General features: G+C 41.4%; 15 protein-coding genes. 9 read left to right on the top strand and 6 right to left on the bottom strand.

Translation table 11 applies throughout. From position 1 onward, the window contains the following. Positions 1-186: 186 nt before the first annotated feature. The 5 genes from A923_RS0112555 (at position 187) to A923_RS0112575 (ending at position 5,759) form a co-directional block, all read left to right on the top strand. Positions 187-1,875: an NAD-dependent malic enzyme gene (locus tag A923_RS0112555; protein WP_017222026.1), complete on the top strand. Its 1,689-nt coding sequence runs from the start codon at positions 187-189 to the stop codon at positions 1,873-1,875. Positions 1,876-2,116: 241 nt separating this feature from the next. After that, entirely contained in the window at positions 2,117-3,307 is a 1,191-nt protein-coding gene (locus A923_RS0112560) for a glycine C-acetyltransferase (protein WP_017222027.1), read from the top strand. A 94-nt stretch (positions 3,308-3,401) separates the two neighbouring features. Further along, on the top strand, positions 3,402-4,427 hold the full coding sequence (gene tdh / locus A923_RS0112565; protein ID WP_017222028.1) for an L-threonine 3-dehydrogenase: 1,026 nt from the start codon (positions 3,402-3,404) through the stop codon (positions 4,425-4,427). Positions 4,428-4,618: 191 nt separating this feature from the next. Beyond that, entirely contained in the window at positions 4,619-5,305 is a 687-nt protein-coding gene (locus A923_RS0112570; RefSeq protein WP_026006222.1) for a transcriptional regulator, read from the top strand. Beyond that, positions 5,298-5,759 (top strand): hypothetical protein, encoded by a 462-nt coding sequence (locus A923_RS0112575; RefSeq protein WP_017222030.1) that lies wholly within the window; start codon positions 5,298-5,300, stop codon positions 5,757-5,759. The genes A923_RS0112570 and A923_RS0112575 overlap by 8 nt, the downstream gene beginning before the upstream one ends. A gap of 78 nt (positions 5,760-5,837) precedes the next feature. On the opposite strand, the gene A923_RS0112580 is transcribed toward A923_RS0112575, so the two are convergent. Beyond that, complete coding sequence (locus tag A923_RS0112580; RefSeq protein WP_017222031.1) at positions 5,838-7,040, bottom strand: OmpP1/FadL family transporter; 1,203 nt, start codon at positions 7,038-7,040, stop codon at positions 5,838-5,840. Further along, a complete protein-coding gene (locus A923_RS0112585) occupies positions 7,037-9,199 on the bottom strand; it encodes a hypothetical protein (RefSeq protein ID WP_026006224.1) in 2,163 nt (720 codons plus the stop codon). The genes A923_RS0112580 and A923_RS0112585 overlap by 4 nt, the downstream gene beginning before the upstream one ends. A 311-nt stretch (positions 9,200-9,510) precedes the next feature. Between A923_RS0112585 and tadA the strand changes: the two genes are divergently transcribed. Next, positions 9,511-10,101, top strand: a complete 591-nt coding sequence (gene tadA / locus A923_RS0112590) for a tRNA adenosine(34) deaminase TadA (protein WP_157532842.1) — start codon at positions 9,511-9,513, stop codon at positions 10,099-10,101. Here tadA and A923_RS23100 read toward each other — a convergent pair. Both A923_RS23100 and mltF read right to left on the bottom strand, forming a co-directional pair. Continuing rightward, positions 10,098-10,241: a hypothetical protein gene (locus tag A923_RS23100; protein ID WP_192810688.1), complete on the bottom strand. Its 144-nt coding sequence runs from the start codon at positions 10,239-10,241 to the stop codon at positions 10,098-10,100. The genes tadA and A923_RS23100 overlap by 4 nt on opposite strands. A gap of 153 nt (positions 10,242-10,394) precedes the next feature. Further along, positions 10,395-11,858 carry a membrane-bound lytic murein transglycosylase MltF gene (gene mltF, locus A923_RS0112595; protein ID WP_017222034.1) on the bottom strand — a complete coding sequence of 488 codons (1,464 nt, stop codon included), beginning with the start codon at positions 11,856-11,858 and terminating at the stop codon, positions 10,395-10,397. A 289-nt stretch (positions 11,859-12,147) separates the two neighbouring features. Between mltF and purL the strand changes: the two genes are divergently transcribed. Together purL and A923_RS0112605 are read left to right on the top strand one after the other, a co-directional pair. After that, a complete protein-coding gene (gene purL, locus A923_RS0112600; RefSeq protein ID WP_026006226.1) occupies positions 12,148-16,041 on the top strand; it encodes a phosphoribosylformylglycinamidine synthase in 3,894 nt (1,297 codons plus the stop codon). 255 nt (positions 16,042-16,296) lie between these two features. Further along, positions 16,297-17,181: a chemotaxis protein gene (locus tag A923_RS0112605; protein ID WP_017222036.1), complete on the top strand. Its 885-nt coding sequence runs from the start codon at positions 16,297-16,299 to the stop codon at positions 17,179-17,181. A 122-nt stretch (positions 17,182-17,303) separates the two neighbouring features. On the opposite strand, the gene arcA is transcribed toward A923_RS0112605, so the two are convergent. Continuing rightward, the gene (gene arcA, locus A923_RS0112610) at positions 17,304-18,020 is read right to left on the bottom strand and encodes a two-component system response regulator ArcA (RefSeq protein WP_017222037.1); all 717 of its coding nucleotides are present in this window, start codon (positions 18,018-18,020) and stop codon (positions 17,304-17,306) included. A gap of 851 nt (positions 18,021-18,871) precedes the next feature. Between arcA and A923_RS0112615 the strand changes: the two genes are divergently transcribed. Continuing rightward, positions 18,872-19,351 carry a putative 4-hydroxy-4-methyl-2-oxoglutarate aldolase gene (locus A923_RS0112615; protein ID WP_017222038.1) on the top strand — a complete coding sequence of 160 codons (480 nt, stop codon included), beginning with the start codon at positions 18,872-18,874 and terminating at the stop codon, positions 19,349-19,351. A gap of 167 nt (positions 19,352-19,518) precedes the next feature. Here A923_RS0112615 and aceK read toward each other — a convergent pair whose 3' ends face one another. Next, on the bottom strand, positions 19,519-21,243 hold the full coding sequence (gene aceK, locus A923_RS0112620) for a bifunctional isocitrate dehydrogenase kinase/phosphatase (RefSeq protein WP_017222039.1): 1,725 nt from the start codon (positions 21,241-21,243) through the stop codon (positions 19,519-19,521). Positions 21,244-21,558 lie beyond the last annotated feature (315 nt).

Here is a 21,558-nt window from a genome sequence, read left to right on the forward strand (position 1 = left end):
ATCGTCCTCAGTGCTCGCTAATTTTCTGTATATGTAAAAAGGAATATATTTTCAGCTATTATCGTAATCTTTAGTTTTTTTCTTTAGATTATGATAGCTTAGCCGAGTATATTCCTTCGTCATTTTAGCCCGTCCAGTAGTTACGCCTGGTAGCATACTGCACTCTTTCATATATATGAGATATCAATGAGCACCACAAATCGTCCTCTGTATTTACCCTACGCTGGCTCTGCATTATTAGAAACACCTTTATTAAATAAAGGCAGTGGTTTTAGTGCTATTGAGCGTCACAGTTTTAACCTTACGGGATTAATCCCACCAATGGTTGAATCTATCCAAGAACAATCTGAACGTGCATACAAGCAATTTTCTGGCTTTGAAAGTGCGATGGATAAACACGTTTATTTACGTAACATCCAAGATACCAATGAAACATTGTTTTACCGTTTAGTTGATAATCATCTTGAAGAGATGATGCCAATTATTTATACCCCGACGGTTGGTGCTGCTTGTCAGCAATTCTCAGATATTTACCGTCGTGCTCGCGGTTTATTTATCTCTTACCCAGAACGTGAAAACATCGACGACATTTTACATAATGTAAATAAGCAAAATGTAAAAGTGATCGTAGTAACCGATGGTGAGCGTATTCTAGGTTTAGGTGACCAAGGTATTGGTGGCATGGGTATCCCAATTGGTAAATTGTCACTTTATACTTCGTGTGGTGGTATTAGCCCTGCGAACTGTTTACCTATCGTATTAGATGTGGGTACCAACAACGAGAAACTGCTACAAGACCCTATGTATATGGGTTGGCGTAAGCCGCGTATTGACCAAGATAAATATAATGAATTTTTAGATTTGTTTATCGACGCCGTAAAACGTCGCTGGCCAAATGTATTGTTGCAGTTTGAAGATTTCGCTCAACAAAATGCCATGCCATTATTACAACGCTATAAAGATCAAATTTGTTGTTTTAATGATGATATTCAAGGTACAGCCGCTGTTACATTAGGTAGCTTAATGGCTGCTTGTCGCGCTGCAAAAACTAAATTAAGTGAACAAAAAGTTACTTTCTTAGGTGCTGGTTCTGCAGGTTGTGGTATCGCCGAGCAAATTGTTGCACAGATGAAATCTGAAGGTTTATCTGATAGCCAAGCACGTGGGCGTGTATTCATGGTTGACCGTTTTGGTGTGTTAACAGACAAAATGCCAAACTTATTAGATTTCCAACAGAAACTAGTACAGCACCAAGGCTTACGTGACGAATGGAACATCGACAGCGATGTGATTTCATTATTGGATGTGATGGTACATGCAAAACCGTCAATCCTAATTGGTGTATCAGGACAGCCAGGTTTATTCACAGAGCAAGTGATTAAAGCGATGGCAGCGAATACTGAACGCCCAATCGTATTCCCGCTAAGTAACCCTACTTCACGTGTTGAAGCAACACCACAAGATATTATTCGTTGGACTGAAGGTCGTGCACTTGTTGCTACTGGTAGCCCATTCCCACCAGTGAGCTATGGTGATGATTTGATCACTATTGCACAGTGTAATAATAGCTATATATTCCCTGGTATTGGTTTAGGTGTACTTGCCGCTGAAGCAACGCGTATTACTAATGCCATGTTGATGGCTGCAAGTCGTGCATTAGCTGATTGCTCGCCGTTAGGTCGTGATGGACATGGTCCATTATTACCGCCATTAACGGATATTCACTCTGTGAGTAAAGAGATTGCTTTTTGGGTAGCAAAAACAGCACAACTACAAGGCGTAGCACTACAAACATCTGATAATGTGATCCGCCAAAATATTGAAAAGAATTTCTGGACACCAGAATATCGTGAATATAAGCGTGTAGCTAACTAGTTAATACCCCTAAGTAAATAATGCTTTAAGGTGTTTTATCCTAGCGTTCAAAAAAACCAGCTACTTTAGCTGGTTTTTTTTATCACCTTTACTGGCTATATGTTGCAATAAGTAGTGCTGAGTAACAATTTTGCAAAAAACACTTGCCTATTTTACATATAATTCTAGCTTGAACAGCTATGTTTAGTAGAATGCGTGGCGTTTCCCTATCAAATTGAAATTAACCTTAGGAGTTGGCCGGATGACCACATCATTTTATTCGCAAATTCAATCTCAGCTAGCACAAACTAAAGCTGATGGCCTTTATAAACACGAGCGAGTGATTACTTCTGCCCAAAATGCCAACATTCAAGTGGCCGGTAATGAAGTTGTTAACTTCTGTGCGAATAACTACTTAGGTTTAGCTAACCACGCTGATCTTATTGCAGCGGCACAATCAGGTTTAGATAGCCACGGTTTTGGTATGGCGTCAGTACGCTTTATCTGTGGTACACAGGACAAACATAAAGAATTAGAAAGCAAAATTAGTACTTTCCTCGGTATGGAAGATACTATTTTGTATACCTCTTGTTTTGATGCAAACACAGGTTTGTTTGAAACAATACTTGGTGCAGAAGACGCGATTATTTCTGACGAACTAAACCACGCATCGATTATTGATGGTGTGCGTCTGTGTAAAGCAAAACGCTTCCGTTACAAAAATAACGACATGGCATCATTAGAAGAACAGCTTATAGCTGCAGATGCTGCTGGTGTACGTCACAAGTTAATCGCTACTGACGGCGTATTCTCAATGGATGGCGTAATCGCTAACCTTGAAGGCGTTTGTGACCTTGCAGACAAATACAATGCAATGGTGATGGTTGATGATTCTCACGCTGTGGGTTTTGTTGGTGAAGGCGGTCGTGGTACACCTGAACATTGTGGCGTAATGGATCGTGTTGATATCATCACAGGTACATTAGGTAAAGCATTAGGCGGCGCATCAGGCGGTTACACATCGGCTAAAAAAGAAGTTATTGATTGGTTACGTCAGCGTTCACGTCCATACTTATTCTCAAACTCTGTTGCCCCAGCGATTGTTGCAGCATCAATTCGTGTTATCGAAATGATGGAAAACGGCCATGAGTTACGTGCCAAAGTTAAAGCAAATGCAGAGCATTTCCGCAGTGAAATGTGCGCGGCTGGCTTTACACTTGCTGGTGCAGACCACGCGATCGTACCAGTTATGATCGGCGATGCAGCACTTGCAGCTGAAATGTCTGAGCGTTTATTAGCAGAAGGCATCTACGTAATCGGTTTCTCTTTCCCAGTGGTACCACATGGTAAAGCCCGTATTCGTACACAAATGTCAGCAGCACACAGCATAGAACAAATTGATATTGCCATTGCCGCATTTACCCGTATCGGTAAAGACTTAGGCATTATCTAAAGCAACAATTATTTAAGTGTCGAGGTAGTTCTTACCGATTACTTAGAATCTAAGTGGCGACGCTTAATATTATCGATAAAAGTGGATTAAATAAATGAAAGCACTAGCAAAATTAAAACCTGAACAAGGTATTTGGATGACAGATGTGGAAAAGCCAACGCTTGGCCACAATGATCTGTTAATTAAGATCCGTAAAACGGCAATTTGTGGTACCGATATCCATATTTACAACTGGGATGAATGGTCACAAAAAACAATTCCAGTCCCTATGGTTGTTGGCCATGAGTACGTGGGCGAAGTTGTTGGTATCGGCCAAGAAGTACGTGGTTTCACCTTAGGCGATCGTGTTTCTGGTGAAGGTCACATCACTTGTGGTCATTGTCGTAACTGCCGTGCGGGTCGCACACATTTATGCCGCAACACCACGGGTGTTGGTGTTAACCGTGAAGGTGCATTTGCAGAATACTTAGTTATCCCTGCATTCAATGCATTCAAACTACCAGATGATGTTTCTGATGATATGGCTGCTATCTTTGACCCGTTTGGTAACGCTGTTCATACAGCATTATCATTCGATGTTGTCGGTGAAGATGTATTAATCACCGGTGCTGGTCCAATCGGTATCATGGCTGCTGCAGTATGTAAGCACGTTGGTGCACGTAATGTTGTGATCACGGATGTGAATGAGTACCGTCTAGACCTAGCCCGTAAAATGGGTGTTACTCGCGCTGTAAATGTATCGACTGAATCACTTAAAGATGTGATGGATGATCTTAAAATGACAGAAGGCTTTGATGTTGGTCTTGAAATGTCAGGCGTACCATCTGCATTTAGCGACATGCTAGACAAGATGAACCATGGCGGCAAAGTTGCTATGTTGGGTATTCCACCAAGCACGATGAGCATTGATTGGGGTAATGTTATCTTTAAAGGTTTAGTGATTAAAGGTATCTACGGTCGTGAAATGTTTGAAACGTGGTACAAAATGGCTGCATTAATTCAGTCAGGTTTAGACCTAACGCCAATTATCACGCATCACTACCCAATTGATCAATTCCAAGAAGGTTTTGATATTATGCGTTCAGGTATGTCAGGTAAAGTTATCCTAGACTGGACATAATATAACGTTAATCACCTAAATTAACGCTGAAAGGGTAAGTCTGAGATAATCAGGCTTACCCTTTTTTATGTCGCGATCTTTATATTAGTTTATTTTTATACTACTTTATTGTCATGTTGTGAAAGTGTTATGTTATGAAAGTGTTATAGTGCGACGAGGTGTTTCTTTTTAATCGAGAATAGTAAAAGAAAATGATGATCGTTAATGACAACTATATCGTCGACTTTGATAGTGCATTTATCTTGAGTCAACGAACTGGCTTACGAACTAGCTTAGGTAGTAATGAAGTCTCGTTACTACGTTATATGATCCAGCATACAAATCAGCTGTTATCACGCCAAACTTTAATGGATGAAGTGTGGTTAAACAAAGGTATTGTTGTTGAAGACAGTAGCTTATTGCACTCGATCTCAAATTGCCGGAAAGCACTCGAAGATAAAGACACCAAAATAATTCAAACTCAACGTGGTAAAGGTTATCTATTTTTAGGCGTGGTTAAACCTTACAGCTCGCAGCCTTCAGAAGACGATAAGCAAAACCCCCCTGATAATATCATCACAGGCGTAACGCCTATCTGTGATGCCACGTCAAAGAAAGTATCACTAACGCTACATCCATGGTGGCGTTATCTTGCGGTATATTTGATTATTACCGCTTCCTCTTTCATGCTTTGGCGTTATGCTTCATCACCTTGGACTTCGGCTGATCATTACTATATTGAACAGTTCACTGAATGTGTTTTTACAGACCCATCAACGGCCACTGAAACGTTATTTAATGATGTCACTATTTACCATGCTAACGGATTATCACTCATGATCGACGTCGCTGACACTTCTATTAGTTATCAAGCTGAAGCTGAGGTGGATTGTGAATAAACTTGCATTATTAGCCGCGACGCTCGGTGGGTTATTGACTGGTTATTTGATAAATCAAAGTGTGAGTACTGTCGTTACCGAACGTTTGCATTCTGACACCCGTATGCACGTGATCACCAGAGCTGAAAAATATCTGACGCTTGATATCAATGCTGGGTTAGAGCTTAAAGAAACGGGTGAGTTTGAGTACTATATCGTGATCCCACGAGATATTGGTTTTTCAGCTGTAGGTAATTATTCGCTTGAAGATGGCGAGTTATCATTAAACATCACCGAAAGTGAACCTTTATTAGATGAATCAGATAGTGACGATCCATTGGCGTTATATGAGAAACTAGTCAGCCGAGCGGAAATGCATACCACCGAGAATATGCTGGCGTTTAGGCCGCTCCATAATAAGCAGGCATTAGTGTTATTTTCAGAACGTGGTGCGTTTTATTTTAAGCCGCGATAACGGTTATTAATAGCATACTCACTCACTATAAATAGACTATCAAGCAAGTGAGTATGTTCTTAATGCAGGGATAAATAGTTAAAACGAATAGTTGTACTGCAGGCCAAATAACCAAGCGCTGGATTCTACAACAGCATTAATGCTCGATTCTGTGTCCGGTATTGTCGTGAGACTTTCTTCTACAGCGGTATCTTCAGCAAGGATATAACTGATGCCTAAATCAATACTTTGTGATTGCGATAGTTTGTATGTCGTACCGACTGATAACCAGTGACGGTTTGAATCCGGTATTGATACTGATTCCAAGGTGTCGGTTGGCGCATGGTCATACATATAACCCGCGCGTAATTCCCAACTTTCTGATGGGTAATAGGTAGTGCCAACAGAAATATGCCCAGCATCACCCCACTCATAATCTTTAATATTACTGTCAAACCCATCAGAGCTTAGTGAATCAAACTCAGACCACTGTACAAACTGAACGCTGTAGTGAAATGCCAGTTTTGGCATGACACGGTGGTAACCAGATAGCTCTATCATGTCGGGCAATGGAATATTGATACTTGGTGCATCCCCTTGTCCCGTCATATCCACATCACCGCTTGCTTCTAAATCAGGGCTGTAACGATAGCTTAAACCAATACGGTTATTATCGTTAAACTCATACGCTAATCCAAGATTAAAGCCATAAGCGACGCCGTCGGCTTCTACTTCAAGCAGGTTTTCACGAGAAATTTGACCTTCACCGTAAATAACATCCAGTCCGGCACCCAAACTCAAATTTTCTGTGAGTTGATAAGCCGCTGAAAGACCAATGTTGATACTGGTAAGCGATGTTTCGCCACCAAATTCACTGGCTACATAATCATCAGGGAATTCGACACTGGTACCAAAATTAGAATACATCGCCAGACCCAATGTTAAATCGGAGTCAGCAATAGGATGAACATAATAAAAATTGGGGATGAATGCTGCATTCGCAATATCGTCAACATTAGCATCAACAGTATCACCGAACATCGGAGTATAAGAGGCATCAGTGAGACTTACATCACTGACGACACCAATGGCGCCGACAGATAATGACGGTTGATCAAATAATGCCATCGCGGCACTGTTTTTAGCCATCACAGAAGCATTGTCGGCAATAATACCATCACCTGCAAATGCACGGCCTAAGCCTGTTGCAGATTGGGCATTGAGTTGGAAGCCCGCAGCGTAAGTTTGACCACTCACGCAGGCTAATAACATTATTGGGTAAGCGCGACGTAAGTGTTTCATTCTACTTCCTCGATTTCAATGTTGGTATGATCATCAATTTCTACTTCGCGGCCATCACTAAAGACCATGCTGCGAACGGCTATTTGCTGTGTTTCTGTTGCTGTTCGTACTTTACCGAGATCGGATGTGCCGGGTGCACCGCTTTCATCCATTGGTCCTTCATAAGGGAAAAGGTAAGTACCATGACCACCCGTTGTCGCGCGGATCACTCCTCGAATAGTGTTGTCAGAGCCGCTACCACTGAAGGTATCATCTCTGATATCGTCTAAGGCTAATGCGGTGATTAATGGATCGGTTCCGGTTAATACATTGATAGGGCTATTATTTGGTACAACATAATCGGGCATGTATTCACCGACTTCACAGGTTTCACCACAAGTGCCGACCGCTTCAATTAGCAAGGTAGGTTGTAGGTTCGCGACTTGACGACGGGTAAACGTCGCAGGGTCTGCACTGTCAACGCTGGTTTGAACACCTTGCTTGAAGCTTGGTAAAATCAGGGCGTAGATATCATCTTCAAGTTGAGAGACAACGCCGGTGTTGTGGGGCGATTCTGCCCTAAAGGCACGTAATGCTACAATGCACTCTTCGTTAGTGCTGTTGCTATGGCACAGGTCTGGGATCACGGTTTCTGCGATACCACGTTGAATATCCGGTGATTTTTTCACTGATTCCTCTGTTTCTGGCCCTAACATATCAGAGGTTAAAACTAAGTTAACCAGGCCTTGACCTGGCACGGCGAAGTTAACGGTTTTGTATGATAAATTATTAGTTCTTAGGGCCGCTGAAGGCTGTGACATTTCACTGACCATCACTGACACAATACCGCCCAGTGAGTGACCAATAAGGTGAACGTCGTCTTCATTTGCCCAAGGCGCGGCAATTAAAGCGTTACGCAAGCTCAGGTTGTCAGATACAGCTTGATTTAAGTTACCTCGGAGCGTTAATGGAGAACTGATGTTAATGAAATCGCCTTTATTAATTTCAGCACCGATTGGATTACCCTCTCTGTCGTGCATAATGCGCTCGCCATGATAAGGCATGTCAATGGCAACAACCATATAACCCATATCTGTATAGTCTTGGGCCATTAATGATGCAGTGCCTCTATTGGCTGTTACACCGTGAATAAATTGCACCACAGGTAATGGGAGTCTGCCTTTCTCTGCCCATTTTTTTGGTGTATAAACATCGACAGTAATCGCTAATGGCGTTGACGCTGGCAGGGGGTTACCGCGGGTTAAATGACCGTCTGGATCATTATCTGGTCTCATCCAATCGTAAAGTGCAGGGCATGAACCAATAGGATCAAACTCATCGACTAGGCAGTCCTTTTCATCCTCTTTGGTGAAAGGTAAATAGAAGGGTAAGGTTAATTCTGCAGTATAAGTATCATATTTTCCTCGCGGCTCATCTACCTTGTTAGGTACTAGCGGCCCAAGAGATGCAGATTGATTATTTGCAATGATAGCATCTGAAATAGCATAACTACTCTGGGTGGTAAATTGCGCCGCATAAGCAATGTTCTCAACTTGTATTCCTGTCACGGCCATTGCAGTATTGATTTGCTCTTTAACGTCAACTTCTTGATCTGTTAGCTCACCGTCATCGGCGGCTAATAAATTGGTTAATGCGCTATCTGCTTTTAGGTTTATGCCATCTTGGGTTGTTACTTGGTCGTTAATCGCAAGGTAATAAGTGGTATTTTCTTTCAGTGTCGTCGTACATTCAATTTGAATATTTTCACTGGTTGCCGATATATTGGCAACAACAAGTACGCCATCTTCTGCTACTAAGACAACATTATTGGCTAATGTTGCAGGATCAAGCGGGGTCCTTTCTGCGCCATTTAGATTCTCAATTGGAATGAGCAGTGGCTCGGTGCATAAACCCCAGCCATCTAACGCGGCATAAACGGTATCTGAGCTACGATAGAAACTTTCTAGATCATCGTCGAAAACGTCATTCTCTCCTGGCAATGAAATAGTCAAATCTTCATCATAGCCATAGCCGTCATTCGGCATAGGCAGTGCACTAATAGAAAATGGTACGTACATATCCATTGGCGCTTGGTCATTTTCTTCATCTAATTGGCAGGCACTTATTGCCATGCAGCCGATTATAATTCCGGTGTAACGCCTTAAATTTACTAACTTCATTGTCATCATTTCCATGTTGTCTTTCGTGTCAGGTCGTCACCTTTACTTAAAAGCCACAAAGACTCTAATGATTAAGTATTATTACGTATAATTAAGGTTGTTAATGTAAGGGGAGGGATTAATTAGATGAGCTTAAGTTGTTGTTTAATAGTTATTTAAACTGAGTTTTATGATGAGCTTTGATTTATGTTATTATCTACATAAATCACACCGCACCGTAGACCGCCATGACGAAAGATGTAACTGACGCTATTACCGAAACGATTACCGAAAGTACGCTTGTAGCCAATACTAATGCTATTACCGAAACTATGTTGGTAACCACACCTGAAGGCGCTATTGCAGCTACAGAAACAACAAAAGATAGCAATCCTGTTTCTGATATAGATGTTAACTTAGCCCTTACGCCTGAACAGTTACAAGCGGACGACCGCTGGATGCAACATGCGATCATGCTTGCAGGCAAAGCTGAAGCGATTGATGAAATACCGGTCGGTGCTGTGGTAGTGCTGGATGATAAGATCATTGGTGAAGGCTGGAATCAGTCGATTAATTTACACGATGCGACTGCGCATGCCGAGATTATGGCACTGCGTGATGCAGGTAAAACGGTTGAGAATTATAGACTTGTGGAAGCTACTTTGTACGTGACGTTGGAACCGTGCTCTATGTGTGCAGGCGCAATGGTGCACAGCAGAGTGAAACGGTTGGTTTATGGTGCGGCAGATTTAAAAACAGGTGCGGCGGGGTCGGTATTCAATCTGGTTGAACATCCTCAATTGAATCATCAAATTGAAGTACGTTCAGGGGTTTTTGCTAGTGAGACTGGCGCATTATTAAGTCAGTTTTTTAAACGACGCCGTAAAGAGAAAAAAGCCCTGAAGCGCTTGCAGAAAGATTAGTCTAGAATAGCGGGTTGATTTTCAAATTCATTTTGTAAAAAGAAAGATCGTTGGCGGTTAAGTAGCGAACGGTTTGTTCTTGAACGAGATATTTGGCGTCTTGGTGATTTTACTTTTAATTTTGCTCTTTTCTTTAGCATCATGCTTTCCTTTGATTTTAATTTTCGCTGCCTAGTCCTAGGCGTTTTTTTATCTTTATGTTCATTAACATACAGTAATATAAATAAGATGCACATGAAACTTTTATGTCAGTTTTATGTGGATATTGTGACAGCTGTGACAGCTGATTAATGTCACTCTGCGTCGATGCTTTCCCATACTTGTTCTGTCTCTGTTGATAATTCAAATCCCATATCACGGGCTACTTTTTCGGTCATATTTATTTGTTCGTCAAACCAGCGCAAGCTATCGTAATATTTACGGATATTGCTGACATACTTCACCGCTTCATTACCCCTCGCATAGCCAAAACGGGTATATTTATACCATTTACGTTGCTGTAATAATGGGATGATGGCTTTGACTTCAGTCCAGCTATTTTGATTGCCACCAAGCTTTTCGGTAATTTTACGCGCATCAATTAAATGACTGTAACCGATATTATAAGCGGCTAACGCAAACCAAGGTTTTTCATGTTCGGCAATGGTATCTGGCAAGCGGTTAATTAGCTTGGCTAAATAAGCTGAGCCCGCGCGAACACTTTGCTGGGGATCAATACGTGAAGTAACGCCAAACTCTCTGGCAGTAGGCCAAGTTAACATCATCATGCCACGCACCCCAGTCGGGGATCTTGCATTGGGATCCCAATGCGATTCTTGGTAACTGACGGCCGCCAGCAAGCGCCAATCTAATTGCCCTGCGTGTTGACGAAATAAAGCCTCGTATTTAGGCAGTTGTGAATCAATACGACGTAAAAAATAACGAGTATCAACAAAGTCAAAGGTATCGATATGTCCAAAGTACTTTTCTTGTAGTAACTCCATCTTGCCCGATATTTCTTGCAAGGTGAAAAAAGCGAGTACTGCAGTGGCTAATGAATCATCATCGTTCTTATCCATAAGCCAAACCACATCAAGTTCCTTTTCCAGTTCGAAGGCTTCATTTAGATGTGGGTAATAATATTGATGCTGAGATAAAGACGTATCATCGGCCATCACTAACTTGATATTCCCGTCTTCTAAATTTTTAAATAAAATTTCTTCATCAGGCAAGGTTTTATAAGTAATGTTGAGTTCAGGGTAATCACGTTGCAGTTTTTGCACATACTCTTCATGACTTGAACTTTTTACTACATATATAGGGTCGACAACCTGTTGTAGGTTACGTGGTCTTAGGCTGCCTTTACGATAAATAAGTAACTGTTTAACATCATAATAGCTTGGTCCCATCCGATATTCAGCTAAACGCTTTTTGGTGCGTGTTAAGCCCGCTGCAGATAACGCAAAAGGTTTAGCTTTGGTGGTCTTGGCTTCTAACATACTTTCGAGAGAATGGTAGGGATGGATAATTAACTCGACACCCAGATAATCGCTGAACTGTTTTAATAATTCGTATTCTAGCCCAGCTGGTTTGTTACCTTCAATATAGTAGTTAGCAGGACCATAAATGGTCTTTACATGTAATTCGCCCGCTGCTTGGATCTTTTCTAATTGTGTTCTGGTATCTTTTTCTTGCATGCAGCCAGAAGCGGCCACGCTCAAGATAAAGATCAAGCAAGGTTTAAAAAAGCGTTGTAAGCGTGCTAAAAATGTCTGCAAGTCATAACCTTTTAATATGAGAATATAAATAACTATATGGGATCTATCTTTATAGCGTTTTAAGTACCATTACACAATAGTGAATGACGGTTGACTGTATAAAAAAACAGTATTTGTATGTCTATGAAATGACAATGTTATCAATACTGTTAATGATGTTATCGGCTAAGGCGCAAAAAAAGTTATTAGTAAATTAACTTGTTGCTCATGTAACGCTATCGTTATGGTCATAATTTGCATATAATGGCCGGGATTTTTCCCCAGTAACCCTTTTAGTGAGAAAAAGTTAATGCATATAATGCGAGGAGCGCCAGCGCTCTCTGAGTTTCGTACTAGTAAACTAGTCGAACGATGTAATGATGTAGGATTATCGGATATAACAATTTATGCGGAGTACGTCCATTTTGCCGATGTAACAACCCCGCTCAGTGACAAAGAACGGAGTGTCCTGGAAAAATTGTTGACCTACGGGCCAAGAATTACAGAGCACGCTCCCGAAGGAACTCTCCTTCTTGTTACTCCTCGTCCCGGCACTATCTCTCCTTGGTCTTCTAAATCTACTGACATCGCTATCAACTGCGGCCTTTCTAACGTAAAACGTCTTGAACGTGGCATCGCTTACTACATCTCTTCAAAAACACCTCTTACAGCAACCCAACTACAAACTGCAGCAAGCTTGATGCACGACCGTATGATGGAATCTGTATTTGATTGTCTAGATGCAGCTGAACAATTATTTGTTCAAGCACAAGCGCGCCCATTAAAGTCTGTTGATATTTTAGCGGGTGGCCGTGAGGCACTTGTCGATGCGAATGCTAAATTAGGTTTAGCACTGGCTGAAGATGAAATAGATTATTTGATTGCGAGCTTTAACCAGCTAAAACGTAATCCAAATGACATCGAATTAATGATGTTTGCCCAAGCAAACTCAGAGCATTGTCGTCATAAGATTTTTAATGCGGATTGGACCATTGATGGCCAAGACCAAGAGAAATCATTATTCAAGATGATCAAGAACACCTTCGAACAAACGGGTGATCATGTTTTATCTGCTTATAAAGATAATGCTTCTGTAATGGAAGGTTCAAAAGCCGGCCGTTTCTTCCCTGATCCAAAAACGCAGCAGTATGAATATCACCAAGAAGATATTCAAATTCTGATGAAAGTTGAGACTCACAATCACCCAACAGCAATCTCTCCTTGGCCTGGTGCCGCGACAGGTTCTGGTGGTGAAATTCGTGATGAAGGCGCAACGGGTCGTGGTTCGAAACCGAAAGCAGGTTTAGTTGGTTTCAGCGTATCTAATTTACGTATTCCAGCATTTGAACAGCCTTGGGAAACCGACTTTGGTAAACCTGGTCGTATCGTTAGTGCATTAGACATTATGCTAGAAGGCCCACTTGGTGGCGCAGCATTTAATAATGAATTTGGTCGTCCTAACCTATTAGGTTATTTCCGTACGTATGAAGCTGAAGTTAACAGCCATAACGGTGTGGAAATACGTGGTTACCACAAGCCGATTATGCTTGCTGGTGGTCTCGGTAACATCCGTGACCAGCACGTTCAAAAAGGTGATATTCCAGTTGGCGCTAAATTAATCGCGCTAGGTGGTCCGGCAATGAACATTGGTTTAGGTGGCAGTGCTGCTTCATCAATGGATTCAGGTCAATCACACGAAGATTTAGATTTCGCTTCTGTACAACGTGAGAATCCAGAAATGGAACGTCGTTGTCAGGAAGTTATCGACCGTTGTTGGCAGATGGGTGACGACAATCCGATTGCCTTCATTCACGATGTGGGCGCGGGTGGTTTATCTAACGCATTCCCTGAACTAGTACATGACGGTGGTCGTGGTGCTAAGTTTGAATTACGTGATATTAACAACGATGAACCAGGCATGTCACCGCTTGAGATTTGGTGTAATGAATCACAAGAACGTTACGTTATGGCTGTTGCACCTGAAAACCTAGCAACATTCGAAGCGATTTGTAAACGTGAACGTACACCATTCTCTGTGGTTGGTGTAGCGACTGAAGAGTTGCATTTGACTGTAACGGATTCGTTATTAAACGAAACACCGATTGATATGCCAATGGAAGTATTATTAGGTAAAGCACCTAAGATGCACCGTGACGCAACAACGCTAGTGACAAAAGGTGAAGCATTAGACTTTACTGGTATCACAGTGAAAGATGCAGCAGAACGCCTATTACGTTTACCAGCAATTGCTGAGAAGACGTTCTTGATCACGATTGGTGACCGCTCGGTAACGGGTTTAGTTGCACGTGATCAAATGGTCGGTCCTTGGCAGGTTCCGGTAGCCGATTGCGCAGTAACAGCAGCAAGTTTTGATACTTACGCTGGTGAAGCAATGGCAATTGGTGAACGTACGCCATTAGCATTGTTAAACTTCCCTGCATCAAGCCGTGTGGCTGTTGCTGAAGCGTTAACGAATATTGCCGCAACAGAGATTGGTGATTTAACGCGCATCAACCTTTCTGCTAACTGGATGTCTGCAGCAGGTCACCCAGGTGAAGATGCTGGTTTATACGCAGCTGTTAAAGCCGTTGGCGAAGAACTTTGTCCTGAATTGAACCTGACTATTCCAGTCGGTAAAGATTCAATGTCAATGAAGACGCGCTGGGAAGATAACGGTGAAAACAAAGAAGTTATTTCACCATTATCACTGATTATTACTGCATTCGGTCGTGTGACTGACGTACGTAAAACAGTAACGCCACAGCTACGCACTGACAAAGGTGATACCGACCTTATCCTTATCGATTTAGGTAATGGTCAAAACCGTCTAGGTGCATCTTCATTAGCACAAGTATACAAGCAACTGGGTCAACATACACCAGATGTGGATAGCGCTGAGCAGCTGAAAGGCTTCTTCGATGCGATGCAAGTATTAGTGAAAGAACAATCACTACTGGCTTATCATGACCGCAGTGACGGTGGTTTATTCTCAACAGTAACAGAGATGGCATTTGCTGGTCACTGTGGTGTTGATGTTGAACTTGATATGTTGGGTACAGATGATCTTGCTGCACTTTATTCAGAAGAACTCGGCGCGGTTATCCAAGTATCTTCAGCAATGAAAGAACAAGTACTAACAACATTAGCAGGCCACGGTCTAGCAGCATGTTGTCATGTAATTGGTTCGACAAACACTGATGATATGGTACGTTTCACGCGTAATGGCGACAACGTATTAGCTGAAAGCCGAACTTACTTCCGTGCAATTTGGGCTGAAACAACGCTTAAAATGCAAGCGCTACGTGACAACCCGAGCTGTGCGCAGCAAGAGTTTGATCTTAAACTTGACGTCAAAGACCCTGGTCTAAACGTTAACTTAAGCTTTGATGTTAACGAAGATATTGCAGCACCTTACATCATGACTGGTGTACAACCTAAAATGGCTATTTTACGTGAGCAGGGTGTAAACTCGCAAACGGAAATGGCGGCTGCATTTGATCGTGCTGGCTTTGCTGCTCAAGATATTCACATGAGTGATATCCTTAGCGGACGCGTTAACCTAGCTGACTTCGCAGGCCTTGCCGCTTGTGGTGGTTTCTCTTACGGTGACGTATTGGGCGCGGGTGAAGGTTGGGCTAAATCAATCTTGTTTAACCCACAAGCACGCGACCAGTTTGCGGCATTCTTCGAACGTGAAGACAGCTTCTCACTGGGTGTATGTAATGGTTGTCAGATGTTATCTAACTTGGGTGAACTTATCCCCGGTTCAGAGTTATGGCCACGTTTCGTTACCAACCAATCTGAACGTTTTGAAGCACGTTTCAGCTTAGTTGAAGTACCGAAAAATCCGTCAATATTCTTAGGTGACCTTGCTGGTTCAAGAATGCCAATTGCTGTATCTCACGGTGAAGGTCGTATTGAATTACGTGATGACGCACATCTGCAAGCACTGAACAACAGTGGTACGGTTGCACTTAACTTCGTTGATAACTACGGTCAACCAACGACGCAATACCCATCTAATCCAAATGGTTCGCCATTAGGTATTACGGGTCTAACGACGACTGACGGTCGCGTAACTATCATGATGCCACATCCGGAACGTGTATTCCGCAGTGTGAGCAACTCATGGCATCCAGAAGAATGGGGCGAAGATAGCCCGTGGATGCGTATGTTCCGCAACGCACGCGTTAACTTAGGTTAATCGTTTAGGTTGATAGCCTAGGTTAATAACTTAGGTTACTCGTCATTCGCTGATGTGTTAATAAATGAAAGGTCGCAATTATTGCGGCCTTTTTTTGTATTTTATCCGTACTAGATTGCTCATTGCCTTTATGTTTTACATCATAGCAAGGCGGTTTAATAACTGATTTTAGTCCTGTGAAATTATATATATGCTGAATTGTGCTATAGTCTCGATTGTCGTCGTCAATATATTAATTTATGGGTAGGAAGAATAATGGGTCAGTCACAAGGTTTATTATTATTTAAATTGAATCTGCAGCAGAAGTTTGCGATTGGTACGTTGAAAGTACAAGAGATTGTGCCTTCTACACGTTTGTATTCGTTACCCGGATCTCACCCTATGGTCATGGGCGCTGCGACGTTACGTGGTCGGACTATTCCTATTATTGATATGGCAAGTGCAGTGGGTTATCGCCCTGTGACGAAAGAAGAATACGATTCGTGTAATATTATTATTACCGACTGTAGTCGCCAAATTGTTGGTTTCTTAGTGCGTCATATCGACAAGATCATGGAGTGTAGTTGGAAAGATATTTCCGCGCCGAGTCCAACACTGGGTTGTAATATCTATACGACAGGTGTGATGGAGCTTGAAGGGAAATTGGTGCAACTGATGGACGTAGAACGTTTGTTATCTGACATTTACCCTGATGATGAGAATATCGAATTACCGCAATTCACGGCCGCAGAGCTTGAAGAACTGCGTAATAAAGAGATCCTTGTGGTCGATGATTCAATGGTTGCTCGTAATCAACTTGCTAGCGCGTTAGACGCAGCTGGGATCCATTATCAAGTCTCTAAAAATGGTCAAGATGCGCTAACAACCATGCAAACGGCAGTTGAATCAGGTAAACCTATCGATGTGTTGGTCAGTGATATTGAAATGCCAGGATTAGATGGTTATGAAGTTGCATTTGAAGTGCGTAGTACGCCGAATGTATCGGCAACTTATATTATTCTGCATACCTCACTATCGAGCTCAATTAGTACTGAACGCGCACAGCAAATTGGCGCAGATGAAGCGTTAACAAAGTTTGATGCGAGTGAGTTGATGCAAGCTATTTTACGTGGTGTTAAAGGGCGTGAAAATATTACTTAAGTCATACCAGTTAAGTATGTTGCTATGACATTTTTACCAGACATAAAAAAAGCGCTAATAAGCGCTTTTTTTGTATCTGTCATTCATTGCTGACATTTTCGGTATCGCTAGCGGTCTGTTGCTTAGCTTAATTCACCGCAAAAACGGTAACCTTCACCGTGGATTGTCGCGATGATTTCTGGCGTATCAGCAATGCTTTCAAAATGCTTACGGATACGACGGATAGTGACATCAACAGTACGATCGTGTGGTTTCAATTCACGGCCAGTCATTTTTTTCAATAACATTGCACGAGTTTGAATTTTACCCGGGTTTTCTACGAAGTGTAGCATTGCACGGAATTCACTACGTGGTAGTTTAAATGAATCATCCAGTGGACTAATTAAAGAACGGCTGTTGATATTTAAACGCCAGCCATTGAATTCATATTCTTCAATGATGGCTTTTTCTTCGTCTGCTACAGGCAATTTAGTAAACGTACGGCCAAGTAGATTACGCGCACGGATAGTTAATTCACGTGGGTTAAATGGCTTAGTAATGTAATCGTCAGCACCAATTTCTAGACCTAAAATCTTGTCAACTTCATTGTCGCGACCAGTTAAAAACATCAGGGCTAAATTATGTTTGTCACGTAGTTCACGTGCTAACAATAAGCCATTTTTACCTGGAAGGTTAATATCCATGATTACCAAGCTGATAGGATTATTGGCAATGATCTCATACATTTCATCGCCGTTACTTGCTTCATGTACTGAATAACCTTCAGCTTCGAAGATGCTTTTTAGGGTGTTACGTGTAACGAGTTCATCTTCTACGATAAGAATGTTTGGGGTTTGCATAAACGTACCTAGTTCCGCTTTGGATCAAATAGTGCCCTGTCAATTGATAGAGTATCTATCACAATTAACTCAGGAGTAAGAGTAATACATCCATGAAATATAAGACTATTTATCTAAAACAGCTAGCTGCGGCAGGATATCTAGTATTATGGCTTCCTTAACTATAGGATTATATGTTATTAACAGCCGCATAACAACCTAATGTAATTATGTTACGTAATAACTCAACATGATTTGATATTTATCAAATAACCCTCATTGGCTATATTTTAGTTGAAAGGCGTCGTTACAATGCTTATCTTAATTAAAGCTAGTTGAACCACTTTGTATGACATTGTATTTTAAGTTATATAAATCAGGATGTTATGATTTAATTTGTAATTTAAAACGTGACCTTAAGCGTGTATAGGTTCGACTCAATCGAACCGATATTTGTGCGTACGCCCTGCCTACATCGGTTGTTTAGCGTGTAAATATTTTTGTAAAAGGGTGCTTATGGCTTATTTTTTCCACGTTAATCTGATGATTGCTGGTTTATAGTACTTATTTATCTTGTTTTTTGATCTAAATATGACGTTGTGTTGTTTATTCGCAGTGTCTTGTTTGGCTTCATTCAAATTAACAGAATTAAACTGTCTTTTTATTCGTGAAAATGTAATCAAATTACAACTTGGTAAGTTTTATTGGTAGATAATTATCTATGTATGGACTTTGTTAATTAATTATAGATCGGAATAATTGTTCTGCGCTAATATGTTAGTAGTTGTAGCCAATTTTGCTGTTATTAACGAATCACGCAACATTGCTATGGGATTGTCAGCTATCAACAATAACGACGCTAAGGATGGACTATGTTAGACCTATTACCCGATCTGTGTGATCAACATTTCGACCAATTATCCGTGATGGACCCCATTTTTCAAAGTTATGGTAAAGCGACTATTTTTAGTGGCCAAGCCGTAACCGTTAAATGTTTTGAAGATAACTCGCTGGTCAAAGAGCTCGCTGGCACGCCAGGACAGGGGCGTATTTTAGTCATTGATGGCGGCGGCTCCACACGACGTGCGTTGCTCGGCGATATGATTGCTGAAAATGCAGTCAGTAATGGCTGGGCAGGTTTTGTGATTTATGGTGCTATTCGTGATGTTGCTACGATTAATACGTTGGAACTCGGCGTGAAAGCGATAACGGCTTTTCCGGTAAAAACAGAGAAACGTGGTTTAGGGGATGCTGGTATTGATTTACAATTTGCTGGTGTGAGCATTGCTGAAGGTGATTATATCTATGCCGACTTAAACGGTGTCGTGGTCGCGAAAGAGCCACTGCTGTAATCGACGGTTTATAAATAGCAGCAGCCAGAATCAAATAACTTAAGTTATAAACCGTTGTAGCCGTAAGCGGTCGTAATTAGTAGGTAGCGTTAGTGATAGAATATTAACGCTACCTATTATTTACCTATTACCTATTACTTACCTACTTATCTACATGTCATTAATGATTAATCATCGCGAATAAAACGTCGAGCTCGACGATAAGGGAATACATCATTGTATTTACCGCGACTGATATTGTCTTGTAGCCCTTTCCAGTAGTCAGCATCAAGCAAATCTGAATGATACTTCTTAAACAGTTTGTTAATTTCAGGTCGCGATAACAAGAAGGTTTCAAACTCTTCTGGAAATACATCATTGGGTGCAACAGCAAACCAAGGTTCAGCCATCATCATGTCTTCTGGATAACGCGATTTTGGTATGTAGCGAAAGTTAACTTCATGCATATAAGAGATCTCATCATAATCGTAGAAAATCACCCGATTATGACGGGTTACGCCAAAGTTTTTAAACAACATATCACCCGGAAAAATATCTGCGGCAGCGAGCTGTTTAATGGCATTACCGTATTCATCAATGGCATTATCAAGCTCTTGTTCATTGGCCTGTTCCAGATATATATTTAGCGGGATCATCTTACGTTCAATATACAGATGTTTGATCACTACTTTACTGTTAGTCAGTTTTATTACTGACGGCGCAACGGCTAATAATTCATCGAGCAGTTCCTGACTGAAACGATCTTTGGGAAAAGCAAAATTCTTAAATTGCTGGGTATCAGCCATACGCCCAACACGATCGTGGGATTTTACGATCTGATACTTGGCTTTCACCGTGGCGTGATCGATTTGCTTCGGCGGCGCAAATTTATCTTTAATGATCTTAAAGACGACGCCATAAGAGGGCAGGGTGAATACGCTCATCACCATGCCTTTAATACCCGGGGCAATAATAAACTGATCGTCGGAGCTTTCTAGGTGCTTTATATAGTGGCGAAAAAATTCGGTCTTTGCATGTTTCTGGCAACCAATCGCCGAGTAGATCTCAAAGTTGGTCTTATGCGGGATCATCGGTTTTAAAAACTGTACTATTGCACCGGGTTCTGGCGCATAAACAAAGAAGTAAGCACGTGCAAAGCCGAATAGAATACTGGTCTCTTCTTTCTCAAAAATCACCGTATCTAAATAGATCTCGTTTTCTTCATTATTTAAAATCGGGAATACCAGAGGATACATTTGCCCATCAGCAAAGATCTTACCCATCAGGTAAGCGCCCTTGTTGCGATAAAAGACTTCATTAAGCATCTGCACTTCGATGTGTTTGGCATCGGTAAGTTGCTTAGGTGCATGTTGGTTAAGGTAGTCGACGACATTGTCGAGGTCGCGATTTAGATTCTCCCAACGTGCGGTAAAAGTATAACCTGTGATGATCTTGCGTAAGATCTCCGAGAAGTTACCACCGCGGGTATAACTGCGATAAAAATTATTTGGGTATGTCGGATCACGCACGCGATTGGCATTGGTGATAAAGAGTTGGTCTTTGTAGATATTGGTGTGTTTAAAGACGCGACGATAAACAGAGTTAAAGAAGCTCTCGGCAATTTCAAAATTAGGATAATGCTGTAGCAGTGCTTCGAACTCACATTTTATGTTTTGTAAAAATGGCTGCTCGGCTGTTGTTTCAGCAGCGAGCGCTTGAATTTGTTGTGCGGTTTTACCGACGTGGTAATCATAAAGGCTGATACGTTTTTTCGCCGCAATTTGCACACCATGCCAATCGGCATTTTCAAAACGTAATTTGGCACCACGGGTGACTTCTAAAAAGCGGCTATAAAAAGCATCACATGACGCTAATATAGAACCGGCAATCTGCGCTTCTAAGACTTTTTCCATACAACAAATCCTTGGACATAAGAGATGCTTCAATATCGCAATGTTTTTACATTATTTCAACATGTTTACTCTTAGTTTCAACATCTTTAGCTTGATTTAGCGATGTTGCTATAGACAACTAAATCGATTTTAAACTTGATTAACGTCGCATTTTTTGATATTGCTATAGGTATTGAAATTATAATCAGATTTATTAACAGACTATATATAAACAATTATGACTTATTGCTTAGCGTTCATTACCACCACCATTATTAACACTGTTATTACAACGGTGGGATGATTCGTAGGGCTAAGACAGAAATAATGAAAAAG

The organism is Moritella dasanensis ArB 0140, assembly GCF_000276805.1.
GTDB lineage: Bacteria > Pseudomonadota > Gammaproteobacteria > Enterobacterales > Moritellaceae > Moritella > Moritella dasanensis.